This is a genomic window from Candidatus Litorirhabdus singularis (assembly GCF_026262625.1).
In the GTDB taxonomy this organism is placed as follows: domain Bacteria; phylum Pseudomonadota; class Gammaproteobacteria; order Pseudomonadales; family Halieaceae; genus Litorirhabdus; species Litorirhabdus singularis.
This window is the reverse complement of the sequence record NZ_SHNN01000002.1, coordinates 144,466-160,493: the sequence shown is the minus strand read 5'-3', so window position 1 is coordinate 160,493 and position 16,028 is coordinate 144,466. Positions and strand designations below refer to the sequence as shown.

The window sequence follows — 16,028 nt, the reverse complement described above, 5'->3', positions numbered from 1 at the left end:
ATCGCCAGCCACATCTGACCGCAGCCGCCATTGCGATGGCGGCGGTGGTTGGCTAAGGTGCACCCTCCCGCGAGCAGGAGCAAAAACATGCAACATCTTAAACAGAAAGTCGTGGTTATCACCGGAGGTGGTAGCGGTATGGGTCAACAGGCGGCACGCCTGTGCGCAGAAGCCGGGGCTGTCGTCGCCCTGATTGATGTCAACGAGGCCGGTATGCAGGCCACCTGTGCCATGCACGACAATATCCATGCCTTTAGCGCAGACATCACCGATTTCAATGCAGTGTCCGGCGCCGTAACATCGATTGAGAGCGACCTTGGACCGGTGTTTCGCGTCTATAATTGCGCCGCGATTATGCCCTTCGGCAAGCTAATTGAGCAAGACAACGCCACCGCGCACAAGATCATGGATATCAACTACGGCGGACTACTGAACCTTTCCCAGGCTGTTTTGCCGGGCATGGTCAGCCGTGGTGCGGGCGAGTTCATCAGCTTTGCCTCGATGGCGGGTATTATTCCCACCATGGTGACCGGCGCGTACTCTGCCAGTAAAGCCGCCGTGGCGTTTTTCACCGAAATTCTTTATCACGAAAATATCGACAGCGGAGTTAAGTTTGCCTGCGTCTGTCCGCCCCCGGTAGACACTCCACTGCTCGACCAGGGTCGCAGCACCCATTGGCCGAAGATGCTTGAAGCTGGGCCCAATCCAATCAAGCCCGAAGAAATGATCAACGCCATTGAGGCTCACCTTGCCGCTGACAAGTTCTGGGTTTTCCATGGCAAGGGCGCAAAAGTGGGGCCGCTGATGCGACGCCTGGCGCCAGGCCTGATCTGGAAACAATGCCACGATGTAGAAGGCTTCTAGCACTCTCGGAGTCCGCATGCCACTCGCTCGCAAGCTGCTGATCATTAGCAGTATCGTTATTGCCCTGGGCCTACTCTGGCCCGGAATCACCCTCCCCGTGCTGACGCTCAGCGGCAGTATCGAGAAGTCCGAACTCGCCGACCTGGGCATCGATATGCTGGCGGGAGAAGACCCCACCAGCCAGACACGACAAATACTCAACAGCCTCTCTATGTTTATGGGGCTGGACCAGCTTGAGGGCCAGGTTCAGGCGTACCACTCCACGCGTTCCATCTGGGGCACTGCCACTGAACTGGCTAAGACCGACAATCTATTCGTGGCGGCTTTAATCGTCCTGTTCAGTGTCATCATACCCACGACCAAACTTCTGCTGCAGGCACTGGCGCTTCTGATTAACCGCCCCCAATTGCTGTGGTTAAACAGCGTACTCAGTAAATGGTCAATGACAGATGTGTTTGTCATGGCGTTACTGGTGTCCTATATGGCTGGCAGTGCCTCGGGGAAAATGGGTGATTTACTCATAATGGAAGCACAGCTGGAACCAGGGTTTTACTATTTCCTTGGCTACTGTCTGTTCTCAATTGTCGCCGGCAGCCTGACCACAAAAAGAGTATTCAACGACAAAAATCAGGCGGCTTGATTAGTGGTTTTTTCAAGCATAGTAGTGGCGCCGATGCCCAATTTCCGCGCCATCAGATACCAGATCAGCCCCAACAATTGACACAACACCAGTAACAGGAAGGCCCAGCGCCAGGCCTCTGGAGCAACACCGTTGCTGCCAGCGGGTGTTAACCAGTCCAGCATAAACCCGACCAGCCACTGCACCAGGGCTGCGGTAAGAAAGCTCAGCAGGTTGAAGGCTGTGTAGGCTCGACCAATCATAGCCGCGGGGAACGCGCGACTCAGTGCCACAAACACCAACGTCGTGGTGCCGGCTGCCATGGTGTACAACACCCACTGGGGCACAGCGCCTATCAACACCTGTACCGCCAATAGACTTAACAAAGCCATCGCCAACATTTGCCCCAGCAACGGCAGTAACATCGGGCTGTAACCCCGGTTTATCAAGCGTTCGGCTAAAGGCCCCAGAAGCGCAAAGTTAGCCGCAGAAACCAGAGTGACAACGGAAATAGACGTGGCAGCGGTAGCCGTGTCCTGCTGGGCGACACCGGTTAACCAGGAAAAAACATAGAGCGTACCCAAACCCTGCGATATACCCATGGAAATAAACATCAGCGGACTCACGCGCCAGAAATAACCGTCGCAAAAAATTGTCCGCAGTCCCCCCAACTGCTCTTGCAGTGTTTCCTGTCCGCCCTCACCGTCATGACGTGGTGCCATCAGCACCATTAGCAGCGCTGCCAACACCGTGATCGCGGCGAACAAAAAGTACAGCTCACGCCAGTCCAACACGCGCAACAGCAGCTCTACTGGCTTGGTAGCCGACCAGGCGCCGAGCACGCCAATCATAAACTGCAGGCTGTTCAGCGTCGCCAAACGCTGCGTATCAAACCACAGAGAATAGACTTTGAGCGAGGCCATCAGACCTGCGGCGAAACCCACCCCCATCATGACTCTGCCGATAGCCAGCAGCTCCGGTGTCTGCGCCATTCCAATCACCACGGCGCCCAATGCTGCCAGAACAAACAGCAGCGCATTGACCCGACGTGGATCATAACGATCAATCAGAATACCGACCGGCAGCTGCGCCAGCGCGAAAGCCAGGAAAAAAGCAGTTCCCAACGCCAGGCCTATCGCCTCTTCACCCATGCCCAGCTCGGCCTGGATGGGCTGTTTGACGATGTTAGAAAGTGTCCGCGTAAACATCGACAGGTAGAAGCCGAAGCCAAACGGCAGCATCAGGCGCAACGCAGTGCCCAGTGGCAAGTTGGCAAACTTCATGAATTCAGGGCCAGAATTTAAGCAAACGAGGGCTTGTCAGCCTAGCATAAGCAGAGGTCGTGCAGCAGCCCCACCGGAAGCGGGCATTGATGCCAAGCCTCAGGCAGGGTAACTTCAGCCAAAGTACATTACGCAGCAGCTAGCCAATCTCACCATTATAGAGGCGCCCCACTATGTTCAGATTACTCGCTTTACTGACCACAGGACTGTTAATCACTGCCTGTGGTGATACCAGCCCGCCGATTGTCGGCTGCGAGTCTGTAGGCGATATCAGACCGGTGTGCGGTATGCAGGCGCCGGAAGATATTGCCGCGCTACCGGATAACCGCCACCTCCTGCTCGCTCATTTTCCTGGTATGGAAGGCGGCGTTGGCAGCATCTCCCTGTTCGATACCAACACCGAAACGCTGCGTACTCTGTACCCGACTGACGCGCCTGCGGGCAGCGCTACAGCGCCCTGGGGACAGACTGATTGCACCCGACCACCTGAAATATTTGGGCCCCACGGCACCCACCTCCACCAGATGGCAGATGGTCGCTGGCGCTATCTGGTCGTTAATCACGGCGAGCGTGAGGCGATTGAAGTTTTTGAAGTGATTCCTGCAGGATCCGCTACCAGCATAGAGTGGCGTGGTTGCGTGATCGCGGCAGAGGAGACCTTTGTTAATGATGTGGTGGGCTTCAACAACGGCGATATCGCATTCACCCGCATGCTCCACAATGGCGGCAATATAGAGATGTTGCAAAGCCTCGTAGGCATTCCCACCGGTGACGTCTGGCGCTGGAGCCACGACGGTGGACTACGCATTTTACCCGGCACCGATGCGTCCCAACCCAACGGGCTGGAGATCAGCGCCGACAATCGCTTCCTCTTCGCCAATATGTACATGGAAAATGAGGTCTGGAAGATCAATGCTGACAGCGGCGAAGTCATTGGCCGCGCGGCTCTTAAAGCGGCTGACAATAGCGCCTGGGGCTCGGACGGTCGCCTGCTAGTGGCCAGCCATACCGGCAGCCTGCTAACCATGGTCGGTTGTTTAGACGCTCATGCAGAGACCTGCCCGGTAGCCTTAGAGATTGTGGCGCTTGACCCTCAGACTATGGCTACCGGAGTCGTTTTCAGCCACAGCGGTGCTCCCATGGGCGCAGCCACCGTGGCCGTGCCACAGGCGGGTCGTATCTATATGGGCTCATTCGCCGGAGACCGACTGATTTCGGTGCCGGATTTTGCGCCAGCGCGGTAGTTCGGCCAGTCGAAGAGGACACTTGCAGGCCCACCCTTCCGCTATAATGGAATGCTTGCTACGGGAGACTTCATGACGCAGAAAATCAAGGTCAACGCGCCGCTGGTGGTGTTACACGGCGACGAAATGGCGCAGATCGCCTTCGAGCGCATCATGGATCAGTTCGTCAACCAGCGGCTGGATATTCCGCTGGTAGAAATAGACCTCTCCGCCGAGCAGCGCGTGGCCAGCAATGGCCAGGTCGTCCGCGACGCCATCGACGCCCTCAAGCAACATGGCGTCGGCATCAAGAATGCTGGCATGACGGTCAACCGGGAGCAGCTCACAGAGTTATTGAAACAGCATCCCCAGCTACGCGAGGCAGAGCTGGATAAACTGGCTACCAAATCTCCCAACGGCGCCATCCGTAAAGGCATCGCCGGCAACATTACCCGCGAAGATATACAGTTTCGAAACATCAAGAACACTCCGCCGCAGTGGATTGGCCGCGATATTGATGTGGATACCATGAGCCATGGTGGTAATAAAGAAAGCCACAATGGACTATCAGACGCCACTGGCATCGCCAAACTGGTGTTTGTTGGCAGCAGCGGTGACCCCGTCGAACTGCATCGCCGGCGCATCAATCTGGGTGACCCCTGGATGCTGGCCACAAACGCTTATACCGGAGTCGCAGAATGGGCGCGGCAGTTTTTTCAGCGGGCTCTGGACGAACAACGGGACGCCTACGTGGGCCTGAAAGATACCGTTATACCAGGCTACGATGGCGTTATGCGCACTCTGATAGAAGACATCTATAAACAGGAGTTCAGCGCCCAGTTCATCAAAGCAGGACTCAACTACCACTATGAACTGATTGATGCCCAGGCCGCGCGCCTGGTCTCCAACCCACCCGAGCGAGCGCTTTGGGGCGTACCCGACAATAACACCGGCAGGCGCCTGTACAAGCTGGTCAAAACGCTCAAAGAGTATGGTATTCCAGATCGCAAATTTCATGTCTCTATTTCTCGCATGAGTGCCGGCGGTGGCGATCAGTACGGCAGCTACAACGCGCCGGCGCCAGAAGCTGGCATCGTCAAGGTGATCATCGACGGCGAAGAAAAATGCGCCCGCGAGTTACAGGCCAATGACCCCATGTTGTTCATGACTAACGACCGTGCTGCAATTAAGGACTGGGTCAAACAGGTGTTTCGCGACGCTTCACTGAAAGACAAGGAAGTGTACTTTGGGCTTAAGCGCGAGTACTTCGAATATGACGAAGTGTTTAGCGACGTCATCAATGAAGTGCGGGTGGAGTTGGTAGACGATCAAACCGAACCGCCCTCCTTCATGATTATGCGCCCCTCCAGCCAACTCAAGAAGATGATCGCCGACCCGCCCCGCAATGCGCTCTACCCGGCCCAGAATCTGGACGGCGACATCTTCTCGGATATCGCCGCGGCACTGGGAGGCAGCCTGGCCACCGCCAGCTCCATCATTGAAAGTAAAGATGGCACCATGCTGTTTGAAGCACCCCACGGCACCGCTCACGACCTTTACCTGAAATATCTTGAAAGCGATGGTAAGGAAGCTGTGTTCAATTCTTCGGCACTGATCTTCGCGCTCGCCAACGCGCTTGAGACACTGGCCCAGCGTGACGCCAATCCAGAGCTTGCGGAGTATTCTGCGGTACTCAAAGAAGCCCTTATCAAAACCGTGGATCAAGGCATTATCACGGGTGACATCAAGGGTAAAACCACCCGCCCGGAACAGGAGCAGGTGGTCGACATGCAGGGTTTTCTGGATGCGGTAGCGGCTAACCTCAGCTAATCTGGCTCAACCCGCCGCGATTTTGGCGATAAACACCAGCTCGCTGTCGGGTTCCAGCGTCTCCAGCAACGGCGTTTGCACCATGACACCGTCAATCGCGACCCCGTACTTGTCCAGCACGGCGTCCTCCAGCAGTGGGAACATCGCCTGCAATTCACGCCGTACGGCGCGATAGTTAAGCGCCTGAACCTGTACTTCCTCTATCTGGCCCTGCTCACCCAGTCCGGTATAACGGCGCAGGTCTCCAGTGAGCACAACCGTGGGCACGACTAGAGCGAATCCAGTGCCGCCAAGACCCGCTCCGGAGTCAGCGGCAGCGTCGTCAAATGCGCGCCAATCGCGTGGTTCACTGCCGTTGTCACCGCCGGCATAGGTGCACAAATAGGTGGCTCGCCTACCCCGCGCACGCCATAGGGGTGTCCAGGGTTAGGGCACTCGATAATAACCGTATCAATCATCGGCAGATCAGAAGCCACCGGCATGCGGTAGTCGAGGAAACCGGGATTCTCCAGCCGACCCTGACTATCAAAAATATACTCTTCGTTGAGTGCCCAGCCAATACCCTGCACTGCGCCACCTTCCATCTGCCCTTCAACGTAGCCCGGATGTATCGCCTTGCCAACGTCCTGCAACGCGGTAAAACTAATAATGTCCACCTTGCCAGTGTCGCGGTCAACCGAGACATCGCACAAACTGACTGCAAACCCAGGTCCTGCCCCCTTAGCATTCAGTGAAGCCGAAGCAGTCAGTGGGCCTCCGGTAACATCTGCTTTAGCTGCCAGTTGCGCCAGCGTTAACGGATCATGACCGGCGCAGACGGCGGCACCGTCGGCCCAGCTGACCGTCTCCACATCAACTTCCCAGAGGGCTGCAGCACGCTGGCGGCAGCTTTCCACAATTTTTTCGGCCGCATTTATAACCGCCCAACCGCTGGCAAATGTAGTGCGGCTGCCGCCAGTGAGATCGTTGTAACCCACTGATTCGGTGTCAGCGATGTGCGGCTTGATAGTTTCCAGCGGAACGCCCAACGCCTCCGCTGCCATCAGCGCCATCGACGCACGTGAGCCGCCGATATCAGGGTTGCCAGTAATCACCGCCACCGTACCGCCCTCATGCACGTTAATGGTAGCGCTGGACTGCAGGCCGAAGTTAAACCAGAAACCGACGGCAACACCGCGCCCCTGACCGTTTGCCAGCGGCCGATGGTAATTGGGGTGAGCTTTGGCAGCCTCCAGCGTCTGTTTCAAACCAATAGCGCGATACTTCGCACCAAAGAACGCTCGATCGCCTTCATCGACCGCGTTAAGCAGGCGCAGGTCGATTGGGTCAATATCAAGGCTATCGGCTATTTCATTCAGCACACACTCAACGCCCAAATGCGCCTGTGGGGCTCCCGGTGCCCGGTAGGCCGCGGTCTTCGCCGTGTTAGTTACCACGTCTAACGCAACCGTACGTCGGTTGTCGCAGTTATAGGGCGCGTACATACAGCGCGCGCCAGTAGCTGCCGGGGAGCCTTTATAGGCGCCGGCATCCAGAATCACTTCACTGTCCATAGCGGTAAGCTTGCCATCGTCGCGGGCGCCGATACGCACGTTCACAATTCCGGCCGCGGCGGGGCCCGTCGCTCGAAATACTTCTTCTCGAGTCATCACCATTTTGACTGGACGCCCTGAACGCGCCGACAGTGCCGCCGCGACGGGTTCCAGATACACCGTCGTCTTGCCGCCAAAGCCGCCACCGATCTCTGCTGGCGTTACTTTAATTGAACCTACCGCCACCCCCAGTACTTTGCTGGTGTAATCACGCACCATAAAGTGACCCTGGGAACTCGCCCAGATATCCACCTGGCCGTCTTGATTAACACTCACTACGCAGGCATGAGGCTCAATGTAACCCTGATGCGCGGTCGGAATACGGTAGCTGCGCTCGACAATAATATCGGCCTGAGCAAAACCGGCGGCCAAGTCACCCTGACTGATTTCCGAGCGGCTGGCTATATTGGAAGGTGCAGCGGCAGGTTCAGCCAAGCCCACGGTGAACATGTCTTGATGTAACACGGGGGCATCTGCGGCCATGGCTACACCGATATCCACCACATGCGGCAACACTTCGTAATCTACTTTAATCGCAGCCAGCGCCTGCTCTGCGATGCGCTCACTGGTGGCCGCCACCGCCGCTACCGCATGACCGTGATAAAGCACCTTGTCGCGCGCCATCACATTGCAGGACAGATCGTGAAAATCGACCTCGCCTTCACCGGAGTCTTCCATACCCGCCTTCAGGTCAGGAAAAACATCTGAGGTAATGGCCGCGTGTACGCCAGGCATCGCCAGCGCTGCACTGAGATCAATTGAGGTTATACGGGCGTGCGCGTGGGGGCTGCGCAAAACTTTGGCCCAGAGCATACCCGGTAGTGAATAGTCAGCGCCGTAGTTCGCTTGACCGGTTACCTTTTCGATACCGTCCGGCCGCACCGAGCGGGTACCGATGACTTTGAACCGGTTGGTCACTGCATCTCTCATGACGCTGCCTCGCGCAGGTCTTGCGCAGCAGCTAATACTGCGCGGATAATTTTATCGTAGCCGGTGCAGCGGCACAGGTTGCCCGCCAGCCAGTAACGCACTTCTTCTTCGCTGGGGTCGGCGTTACGTTCCAATAGGGCCCGTGCTGCCACCACGATACCCGGCGTGCAGATACCGCATTGCAAACCTGCGTGATCCAGCAAACTCTGCTGTACTGCGTGCAGCGCGCCCGGCGTGGCCACACCTTCAATCGTCTCAATCGACTTGCCCTCTGCTTCAACTCCCAGCACCAGACAGCTGCACGCCAGACGACCGTCGAGCACGATGGTGCAAGCACCACAGTCGCCAGTACTGCACCCTTCTTTGGTACCGGTGAGGTTCAGAGTATCGCGCAGTACGTGCACCAGCGTGTCATCCGCTTCGCACAAAAACTCCACTGGCTCGGCGTTAATGCTGGTCGTTACATGAATCGCCATTCTAATGTGCCCTCCGCTGTCGCTGCTGCGCTCTATCACAGGCTATCTGAGCCGCTCGTCGCGCCATAACTCCCACCACTTTAGTACGATAACCGGCACTACCGCGTTTGTCAGAAATTGGACTGGCCGCCGCGCCAGCCGCCGCCGCCAGCGCTGCCAAGGCTGACTCCTCTAGCGTGGTTCCAATAATCGCTGCAGCTGCCTCCTCTACCAACAGAGCAGTTGGAGCCGCCGCGCCAATCGCAACCCGGGCCGCGCTGACCGTACCCATCGGATCCAGACTGAGACTGACGCCCGCGCCCACCACTGCAATATCCATTTCAGTGCGTGGCGTAAATCGTAAATAGGCATCCGCACTGCCCACGCCCGGTCGCGGTATAAAGAGCGAAATCAGCAGTTCGTCGCGCTTCAGGCAGTTTTCCCCCGGGCCGGTATTAAAGTCTTCTACCCGCACCTGCCGCACACCTTCGCCCCCTACCACGTGGCAGACTGCGCCGACAGCGATCAAAGCAGGCACCGTATCGGCCGCCGGTGAGGCATTGCACAAGTTACCACCCACCGAGCAACGGCCCTGAATCTGGGTGGAGCCAATCATATCGATGGCCTCGACCAGACCCGGGTAGGCGGCGGCAATATCGGGACGCTCGGTAACGCTTTGCGCCGGCGCCGCAGCACCCAGGGTCAGCCCCTGATTAGTCAAAGTAACGTCACGGATACCGGGTATTTCCTTAATATCGACAATATACTCGGGCTGTTTAACCCCATTGCGCATTTGCACCAAGAGGTCAGTGCCTCCGGCCAGCACCTGGCAACCACTCTGCTGACGCAAAATGGCGGTTGCCTCAGCAATACTCTGGGGTGAATAAAAACGACTAACAGTCATACAGTGAGTTCCCCGTGGAATTCAAAAAGGCATGTCGCAGGATAGCAATAATGCGCCACCTAAAGAATAGCCGCTATGCGTCTTCGCAGACAGTCTCGGCTTCAGTAAAAAATGCCATATGTCAGCAAAGCCACCAAAACAATATGCGGAAAAGCGACCGTTGGTCGGCGCGCGGCCTGTACATATTCCAATACCAACCCAGCGGTTCCCGGACGTTGCTCAGCAAAAGCCGTATTGTACTGGTAGGCGTCACCGTTGACGGCATTTTCCGCGTCCTCCGTAAGCAGTACTTCCAATCGGAGCAAACGCGCCTCAATGCGTGCCTGAAAAGTCTTCCATATTGCCTCCTGCATCCACAAAGACAGGCTAATAACCAGCAGTGAGGCGGGTACGCGCATGCCGTTTAGTGCAGTCATGAGTAATACCAGCGTTACCAGGACCAGCGCCACAAGCTTGATCCACAAGGAGTGTTTCTCGTAGCTATCGTACTGATTCTGTAGCAGCGTCCACTCTGCCGCCAGTGCCGTTTGTGTCATTGTCTAACCCTCACTGTCTATTCCCCTCTGCCTCTCTCTATATTCTACTACGTCTACACAATAAGCCGCGTCGTCGCAGCTGACAACTGACCACGCGCTTACCACTGGGCAGACGGAAGCGCTTATGTCACCCACGTAGAGCTGGTGCGTAAAGCCCGCGGCGCCGAACTGCCCGCTTCGTTCTGGACCGACCCATTGGTGTATATGGGCGCGTCCGATGCCTTTATCGGACCCACCAAGGACATTATGGTGGAGACCGAAGACTGGGGCATCGATATGACCTTTGATTTTCCGACCTTGATCAGCCACTGCGCCAAATCACGCTCACTGATGGCCGGCACGGTGATTGGTTCTGGCACGGTATCCAACGCGGGTAGCAAGGCCGGTTCCTGCTGCCTGGCTGAAGTACGCTGTCTGAAGACTATTGCTGATGGCAAACCCTCCACTGCGTTTATGTCGTTTGGAGATCGCGTGCAGATAGAGATGCTCGATAGCAGCTACCAGACTATATTTTGTGCGGCGCATCCAGACGCTCAACCGGACCACCCCGGCTAGTCCACTGCACTAAAAAGGTCGCAAAGAAAAAGGTCGCAAGAAAAAGCGCCCTACACCTTTTGCAACACCCCACGATCTGCAAAAATGGCGCCATGTCTGAAACTATCGTCTGGGGTGTGGAAGCATCTCCCTATCTACTCAAGCTGGAAGCCTGCCTGCGTTTCCGTCAGATGCCATTCAGGCGTCTGCCTCGCGCCGGATCAAGGCGCCAGAATCTGCTCACCTTTATGCGGCTACAACGTGCTATTCGCAATCGCCAGGTCATGCGTTTTCCGGCCATGGACTCACAACTAGACGAATATCCCTCGGTGCCTTTTTTTAGCCCCGACGGCAGCCAGTTTCAGTATGACTCCAGCGCCATTGCCGACTGGCTGGACCTGAACGCCACCCGCACTCCGGCCCTGACTCCGGCCGAGCCAGATCTGCGCTTTGTTGTGCGCCTGTTGGATGAGGCATTTGATGAATTTGGACTGTATATGGTTCACCACATGCGCTGGAAAGGCTCCGCCAACAGCACACCTATGGGAGCGGTCACTGGGGCGGAGATGTCACGACTGCTGCCATTGGGATTGCATCGGCTGGTTGCCAGAAACCTGCCCCGCCGTCAGGTAAGGCGTTGTCCGTATCTATTTAGCGTGGCGCCAGCAGACTATCAGGCCGGCGTTATACCAGCGTTGACGCCACCTACGCGGCAAGGCTTTCCCCCTACTCACTCGTTACTGGAGCAATGCTGGCGCGAGTGCCTGACTGCAATGGAGAGCCTGCTTGAGCAACAACCCTGGCTATTGGGTGGTCGTTTTACGCTGGCCGATGCAAGCCTCTATGGCCAACTCAGCATGAACCTTATCGATCCGCAAGCCAATGCACTATTACGCGAACTGGCGCCTCGAACCCACGCCTGGTTGTGCGCTATCCGCGATGGCAGTCACGTCGGCAGCGCTGGCACCATCAGTCTGCAGCCCGCACTGGCGCCGCTGCTGAAATTTGTGATGTCTACCTTTGCCCCGCTGATGCAACAAAACCTGGCAGCCTGGCAACATTATTCCTCCCGCGGCGAAACACTGTTTAACGAAGCCGCCTTTGACCAGGGCCGCGCTCTCTACGACGGAACGCTGCGGCAACACCCGTTCCGGGCGGCGGCAAAAACATTTCAAGTCAGGGTGTGGCAAGACTTGCGCCAGGAGTGGCTGGCGCTACCAACACCAATTGAGCAGCTATTGCAGGACTGGCTACCCAACAATGATTTATTCAGTGCCGCTCCCGCAGCGACGACTATTACTCCGGTTAGTTGAGACGCGAGCGCAGAATCATCGTAGCGCTGGTCAGCATCACCGTGGCAATAACCACCAACGGCCAGCTATTCGTCGCTATTTCACGCCAGCCGTAATCCTTCAGAAAACAGCCCTGCACAATAATAATGTAGTGCTTGAGGGGGTTAATCTCGGCAAAAACCTGCAAGCCGGCCGGCATATTCTCTACCGGCGTGACAAAACCAGAAGTCGTGATCAGCGGTATCATACAAAAGAAAACACCCAACATTGCCTGCTGCTGAGTATTGGTAACCGCAGAGACCGTGAGCCCAATACCCGTCACGGCCAGCACAAAGCACAACATGCCGCAGTACATCAGCCCTACATTGCCGACAAACGGTATCTTGAAAGCGTAAACCGCCAGCAGCGTTATTAAACTGCCGCTGAAGAAACCAGCAAACACTGCCGGCAGCGTTTTACCCAAGATGATCTGACCCGGCGTCACCGGTGATACCAATAACTGATCAAAGGTGCCCATCTCTCGCTCGCGCGCGATACTCAGCGCGGTCATCATCAGCGGCGTGATGAGAACCATACTGGCCGCGAGTGCGGGCACGATAAACCAGAAGAACTCGAGGTTAGGGTTAAACCAATGCCGCAGCTCTACACCAGGCGCCAAACGCGTCTGCGGCTGGTTACTCCGAATGTCGACATTCATCTGTGCCGCGATAGTGCCAATATAGGCGCTTGCGATCTGACCCGCGTTGGCGCGCCTACCATCCAGGGTCAGTTGCACTGACGCTGATTGTCCGCGTTCTATGCGCCGCGAAAAATCTGCTGGAAAGCGCACGCCCACCAAGTAACGCTGGCGATCGACAGCGTTGGAGAAACTCTGCATGGTCGGCACCGTCTCAACCGCGCCGACAAACTCGGCACTGCGCAAACGCGCGATAAACTCTTGCGACCAGCGCCCACTGTCTTCATTGATCAGTGCGATATCCACGTTGCGCACTTCCATAGAAGCGGCAAACGAGAACACCAACACCTGCATAAGCGGCGCTGCCAGCAGCACACCGCGGGTACCTGGGTCGCGGAAAAAGGTCAGGAATTCCTTGATGACTGAATGGTAAAGCTGTGACAGCATCAGTCGAGACCGCCGCGAAAGCGTTTCATAGTCAGTCCGAAAAACAGCGCGCCTACCGCCAGCAACCAGGCCATGTTCACCAGTAACACCGGCCAAATATCACCGGCCAGAAAGACGGTGCGCAAGGCATCAACAAAGTAGCGCGCCGGAATAACCTGTGTCACCCATTGCAGAGCTTTAGGCATACTCTGAATTTCAAAAATAAACCCCGACAGCAGCAGTGCGGGCAAGAACCCCGACATAATCGCTACCTGCGCTGCCATAAACTGGTTTTTAAACACTGTCGAAATCAGCAAGCCTTGGCCCAGCGCCGGCACCAGAAACACCGCTGATACCAACATCAATGCAGTCAGTGAACCACGCAGGGGCACCCCCAGCACCTGCACTCCCAGAAACGCGCAAGCGACCGTGGCCAGCATACCCAGCACGTAATAGGGCAACAGTTTGCTGAAGATAATTTCTGGCATCCGCGCCGGCGTCGACATAATGGCCTCCATGGTGCCCCGCTCCCACTCCCGCGCCACCACCAGTGCCGTCAACAACGTGCCGATGATCGTCATCACAATGGCTATGACGCCAGGCACCAACACGCGGCGGCTATCCATCTCAGGGTTGAACCAAAATCGTTGCTGCAGTATCACCCCACCTTCCGGCTGCAGACCCTGCCCTACCAACCAATTGTTGAAAACACCCTGCGCATAGCCACCGGTGAAGCTCGCGGAGTTAGGGAATGAGCCATCCGTCAGTACCTGAATTTTGGCAGCCCGCTGCGGATCGCGCATCGCGGTCTCAAACTCCTGATCAATCACTACCAGTGCCTTAAGCTCTCCCGTCACCAAGTGAAGCTCTAGCTGTTTGCGATGACGCGCTGGCGTGACGTCCAGATAACTTGATCCGGCGTAGGCCGCTGCCAGACTCTGTGCATAGGGGCCATCACTTTCCATCACCACCCCAATGCTGACATGACTCACATCCAGTGATACGGCAAACGCAAACATAAACAACAGCAACGGCGGCATCACAAAGGCAATCAATAAGGCCGAGGGATCGCGCAGCACCTGCAAACTCTCTTTCAGTACCAGCGCCCTAAACCTGCGCCCGCTGCTCATGTTAGAGCTTCCGTCTGCAGCAAGGCATTCTGCGTTTCGATTAAGCCAATGAAGGCTTCCTCCATTGTAGGTTCGGGTAGTGCTGCAGTGGCAACACTGGCCTTAAGGGCGTCGGGTGTATCCAGCGCAATAAGCTGACCCTGATTCACCAGCGCTACGCGATCACAGTATTCCGCTTCGTCCATAAAATGTGTCGTCACCAGTACCGTCACCCCGTTATTAACCAGCCCGGTAATGTGCGTCCAGAACTCGCGCCGGGTAATAGGATCAACCCCCGAGGTGGGCTCATCCAGAAACAGAATGTCGGGGCGATGCATGAGCGCGCAGGCCAATGCCAGGCGTTGTTTGAAGCCCAAAGGCAGCACATCGGGTGAGGACTGCAAGTAGGGATCCAGTTCAAACACCTCGATCATCTCCTCAATCCGCTGCTGCCGTAGGCGCCCTCGCAGGCCGTAAATACCCGAGAAAAAATCCAGATTCTGGCGCACCGAGAGTAACCCATAGAGGGAAAACTTTTGCGCCATATAGCCCAATTTGAGCTTGGCGGCACTGGAAGACCTGCGCAGATCGATGCCAGCCACCAAGGCTTCACCGGCGCTGGGTTTGAGCAGTCCACACAGCATTTTGAAGGTGGTCGACTTGCCCGCGCCATTGGGCCCCAGCAGGCCGAGTATCTCGCCACGGGCAACACTGAAGCTAACGTTATCGGTGGCCACAAACTCCCCGAAGCGTTTAGTCAGGCCTTTGCACTCCACCATGGTCGAACGACTGTCGGCCACCGGCTCCATGCGCGCGGCAATTTCAGAGTGCCCACCGGGCCCGCCGCCCAAAAGATCGATATAAGCGTCCTCAAAGCGCGGCGCAACCGCGCTTAGCTCTCCGCCCGCGGCAGCGACCAACTCCTTAAGCGCTGAGGTTGGTTGTGCCTGGCTCAGCACCAAACGCAGGGAATCACCTTGAATAACACCGTCGCGAACCCCTTCGGTTTCCAAGGCGCGCACCAGCCACTGGCGCCGGTCACCGCGTACGTGACTAGCCAGGTAGCTGCGCCCGTCCAGCCGCTGTGAAAGCTTCTGCGGACTTCCCTGATAGGCAATAGCGCCGTCATCCAGCAGTACTACGATATCACAATTATCCGCCTCATCCAGATAGGCCGTAGACCAGACGACTACCATGCCCTCACCACTGAGTTCGCGCACCATCTTCCATAACTCGCGGCGACTAAGTGGATCGACTCCAACACTGGGCTCGTCCAGCAGCAACACCTGCGGGCGGGCTATTAGCGCACAAGCCAACCCCAGCTTTTGCTTCATGCCGCCTGATAAGCGACTGGCAAGACGGGTGGTAAACGGTGTCAGGCCGGTAAACTTGAGTAAGCGCGTGAACGTCGCCTCGCGTTGCTGCTCTGGCAACTCGCGCAATGCCGCATAAAGCCGCAGATTCTCCTGCACACTGAGGTCTTCGTAGAGACCAAACCGTTGCGGCATATAGCCGGTAGCTTCATGCACCTGAATTTTCTGCGTGACCGTATCAAAACCTGCCACTGTAATAGCGCCCGTATCCGGCGTCATTAATCCCGCCAACAAACGCATCAAGGTAGTTTTACCAGCGCCGTCAGGGCCTACCAGGCCGGTAATTTGACCGCCAGCGAACAGCGTATTGATAGCTTTCAACGCCGGTACCTGCGCGAAGCTCTTACTAAGATCCGCTACTGAAACTGAGACTGTCATTGTC

15 protein-coding genes are annotated in these 16,028 nt (G+C 56.6%); 6 read left to right on the top strand and 9 right to left on the bottom strand.

Annotation, left to right across the window (positions count from 1 at the left end):
- Window positions 1-87: 87 nt before the first annotated feature.
- Window positions 88-864 (top strand): SDR family NAD(P)-dependent oxidoreductase, encoded by a 777-nt coding sequence (locus EYC98_RS09115; protein ID WP_279245036.1) that lies wholly within the window; start codon window positions 88-90, stop codon window positions 862-864.
- Window positions 865-880: 16 nt separating this feature from the next.
- A complete protein-coding gene (locus EYC98_RS09110; RefSeq protein ID WP_279245035.1) occupies window positions 881-1,504 on the top strand; it encodes a paraquat-inducible protein A in 624 nt (207 codons plus the stop codon).
- Here the strand turns inward: EYC98_RS09110 and EYC98_RS09105 are convergent.
- On the bottom strand, window positions 1,492-2,766 hold the full coding sequence (locus tag EYC98_RS09105) for an MFS transporter (protein WP_279245034.1): 1,275 nt from the start codon (window positions 2,764-2,766) through the stop codon (window positions 1,492-1,494). The two genes, EYC98_RS09110 and EYC98_RS09105, sit on opposite strands and share 13 nt — an antisense overlap.
- A 173-nt stretch (window positions 2,767-2,939) precedes the next feature.
- On the opposite strand from EYC98_RS09105, the gene EYC98_RS09100 reads away from it, so the two are divergent.
- Together EYC98_RS09100 and EYC98_RS09095 are read left to right on the top strand one after the other, a co-directional pair.
- Window positions 2,940-4,010: an SMP-30/gluconolactonase/LRE family protein gene (locus tag EYC98_RS09100; protein ID WP_279245033.1), complete on the top strand. Its 1,071-nt coding sequence runs from the start codon at window positions 2,940-2,942 to the stop codon at window positions 4,008-4,010.
- 72 nt (window positions 4,011-4,082) lie between these two features.
- Window positions 4,083-5,819, top strand: a complete 1,737-nt coding sequence (locus EYC98_RS09095; protein ID WP_279245032.1) for an isocitrate/isopropylmalate family dehydrogenase — start codon at window positions 4,083-4,085, stop codon at window positions 5,817-5,819.
- Between the two features lie 6 nt (window positions 5,820-5,825).
- Here EYC98_RS09095 and EYC98_RS09090 read toward each other — a convergent pair whose 3' ends face one another.
- The 5 genes from EYC98_RS09090 to EYC98_RS09070 form a co-directional block, all read right to left on the bottom strand.
- A complete protein-coding gene (locus EYC98_RS09090) occupies window positions 5,826-6,086 on the bottom strand; it encodes a hypothetical protein (RefSeq protein WP_279245031.1) in 261 nt (86 codons plus the stop codon).
- 2 nt (window positions 6,087-6,088) lie between these two features.
- Window positions 6,089-8,341 (bottom strand): xanthine dehydrogenase family protein molybdopterin-binding subunit, encoded by a 2,253-nt coding sequence (locus EYC98_RS09085; RefSeq protein WP_279245030.1) that lies wholly within the window; start codon window positions 8,339-8,341, stop codon window positions 6,089-6,091.
- Window positions 8,338-8,817, bottom strand: coding sequence for a (2Fe-2S)-binding protein (locus EYC98_RS09080; protein ID WP_279245029.1), 480 nt, complete (start codon window positions 8,815-8,817; stop codon window positions 8,338-8,340). The genes EYC98_RS09085 and EYC98_RS09080 overlap by 4 nt, the downstream gene beginning before the upstream one ends.
- A 1-nt stretch (window position 8,818) precedes the next feature.
- Window positions 8,819-9,700, bottom strand: coding sequence for an FAD binding domain-containing protein (locus tag EYC98_RS09075; protein ID WP_279245028.1), 882 nt, complete (start codon window positions 9,698-9,700; stop codon window positions 8,819-8,821).
- A gap of 101 nt (window positions 9,701-9,801) precedes the next feature.
- Window positions 9,802-10,236 (bottom strand): hypothetical protein, encoded by a 435-nt coding sequence (locus EYC98_RS09070; RefSeq protein ID WP_279245027.1) that lies wholly within the window; start codon window positions 10,234-10,236, stop codon window positions 9,802-9,804.
- Window positions 10,237-10,380: 144 nt separating this feature from the next.
- On the opposite strand from EYC98_RS09070, the gene EYC98_RS09065 reads away from it, so the two are divergent.
- On the top strand, window positions 10,381-10,791 hold the full coding sequence (locus tag EYC98_RS09065; RefSeq protein WP_279245026.1) for a fumarylacetoacetate hydrolase family protein: 411 nt from the start codon (window positions 10,381-10,383) through the stop codon (window positions 10,789-10,791).
- 92 nt (window positions 10,792-10,883) lie between these two features.
- Window positions 10,884-12,083 (top strand): glutathione S-transferase C-terminal domain-containing protein, encoded by a 1,200-nt coding sequence (locus tag EYC98_RS09060; RefSeq protein WP_279245025.1) that lies wholly within the window; start codon window positions 10,884-10,886, stop codon window positions 12,081-12,083.
- On the opposite strand, the gene EYC98_RS09055 is transcribed toward EYC98_RS09060, so the two are convergent.
- Genes EYC98_RS09055 through EYC98_RS09045 form a run of 3 tightly spaced genes read right to left on the bottom strand, consistent with a single transcriptional unit; the run spans window position 12,076 to window position 16,024 of the window.
- The gene (locus EYC98_RS09055) at window positions 12,076-13,185 is read right to left on the bottom strand and encodes an ABC transporter permease (protein ID WP_279245024.1); all 1,110 of its coding nucleotides are present in this window, start codon (window positions 13,183-13,185) and stop codon (window positions 12,076-12,078) included. The genes EYC98_RS09060 and EYC98_RS09055 overlap by 8 nt on opposite strands.
- The gene (locus tag EYC98_RS09050; RefSeq protein WP_279245023.1) at window positions 13,185-14,294 is read right to left on the bottom strand and encodes an ABC transporter permease; all 1,110 of its coding nucleotides are present in this window, start codon (window positions 14,292-14,294) and stop codon (window positions 13,185-13,187) included. Before EYC98_RS09050 ends, EYC98_RS09055 begins: the two co-directional genes overlap by 1 nt.
- Window positions 14,291-16,024, bottom strand: a complete 1,734-nt coding sequence (locus tag EYC98_RS09045) for an ATP-binding cassette domain-containing protein (RefSeq protein WP_279245022.1) — start codon at window positions 16,022-16,024, stop codon at window positions 14,291-14,293. The genes EYC98_RS09050 and EYC98_RS09045 overlap by 4 nt, the downstream gene beginning before the upstream one ends.
- Between the last annotated feature and the right edge of the window lie 4 nt (window positions 16,025-16,028).

What these genes read in the sequence shown, in the direction of transcription:
- EYC98_RS09115 (WP_279245036.1), top strand. Translation starts at nt 88, where the DNA reads ATGCAACATCTTAAACAGAAAGTCGTGGTTATCACCGGAGGTGGTAGC.
- EYC98_RS09110 (WP_279245035.1), top strand. Translation starts at nt 881, where the DNA reads ATGCCACTCGCTCGCAAGCTGCTGATCATTAGCAGTATCGTTATTGCC.
- EYC98_RS09105 (WP_279245034.1), bottom strand. Translation starts at nt 2,766, where the DNA reads ATGAAGTTTGCCAACTTGCCACTGGGCACTGCGTTGCGCCTGATGCTG.
- EYC98_RS09100 (WP_279245033.1), top strand. Translation starts at nt 2,940, where the DNA reads ATGTTCAGATTACTCGCTTTACTGACCACAGGACTGTTAATCACTGCC.
- EYC98_RS09095 (WP_279245032.1), top strand. Translation starts at nt 4,083, where the DNA reads ATGACGCAGAAAATCAAGGTCAACGCGCCGCTGGTGGTGTTACACGGC.
- EYC98_RS09085 (WP_279245030.1), bottom strand. Translation starts at nt 8,341, where the DNA reads ATGAGAGATGCAGTGACCAACCGGTTCAAAGTCATCGGTACCCGCTCG.
- EYC98_RS09080 (WP_279245029.1), bottom strand. Translation starts at nt 8,817, where the DNA reads ATGGCGATTCATGTAACGACCAGCATTAACGCCGAGCCAGTGGAGTTT.
- EYC98_RS09075 (WP_279245028.1), bottom strand. Translation starts at nt 9,700, where the DNA reads ATGACTGTTAGTCGTTTTTATTCACCCCAGAGTATTGCTGAGGCAACC.
- EYC98_RS09070 (WP_279245027.1), bottom strand. Translation starts at nt 10,236, where the DNA reads ATGACACAAACGGCACTGGCGGCAGAGTGGACGCTGCTACAGAATCAG.
- EYC98_RS09060 (WP_279245025.1), top strand. Translation starts at nt 10,884, where the DNA reads ATGTCTGAAACTATCGTCTGGGGTGTGGAAGCATCTCCCTATCTACTC.
- EYC98_RS09055 (WP_279245024.1), bottom strand. Translation starts at nt 13,185, where the DNA reads ATGCTGTCACAGCTTTACCATTCAGTCATCAAGGAATTCCTGACCTTT.
- EYC98_RS09050 (WP_279245023.1), bottom strand. Translation starts at nt 14,294, where the DNA reads ATGAGCAGCGGGCGCAGGTTTAGGGCGCTGGTACTGAAAGAGAGTTTG.
- EYC98_RS09045 (WP_279245022.1), bottom strand. Translation starts at nt 16,024, where the DNA reads ATGACAGTCTCAGTTTCAGTAGCGGATCTTAGTAAGAGCTTCGCGCAG.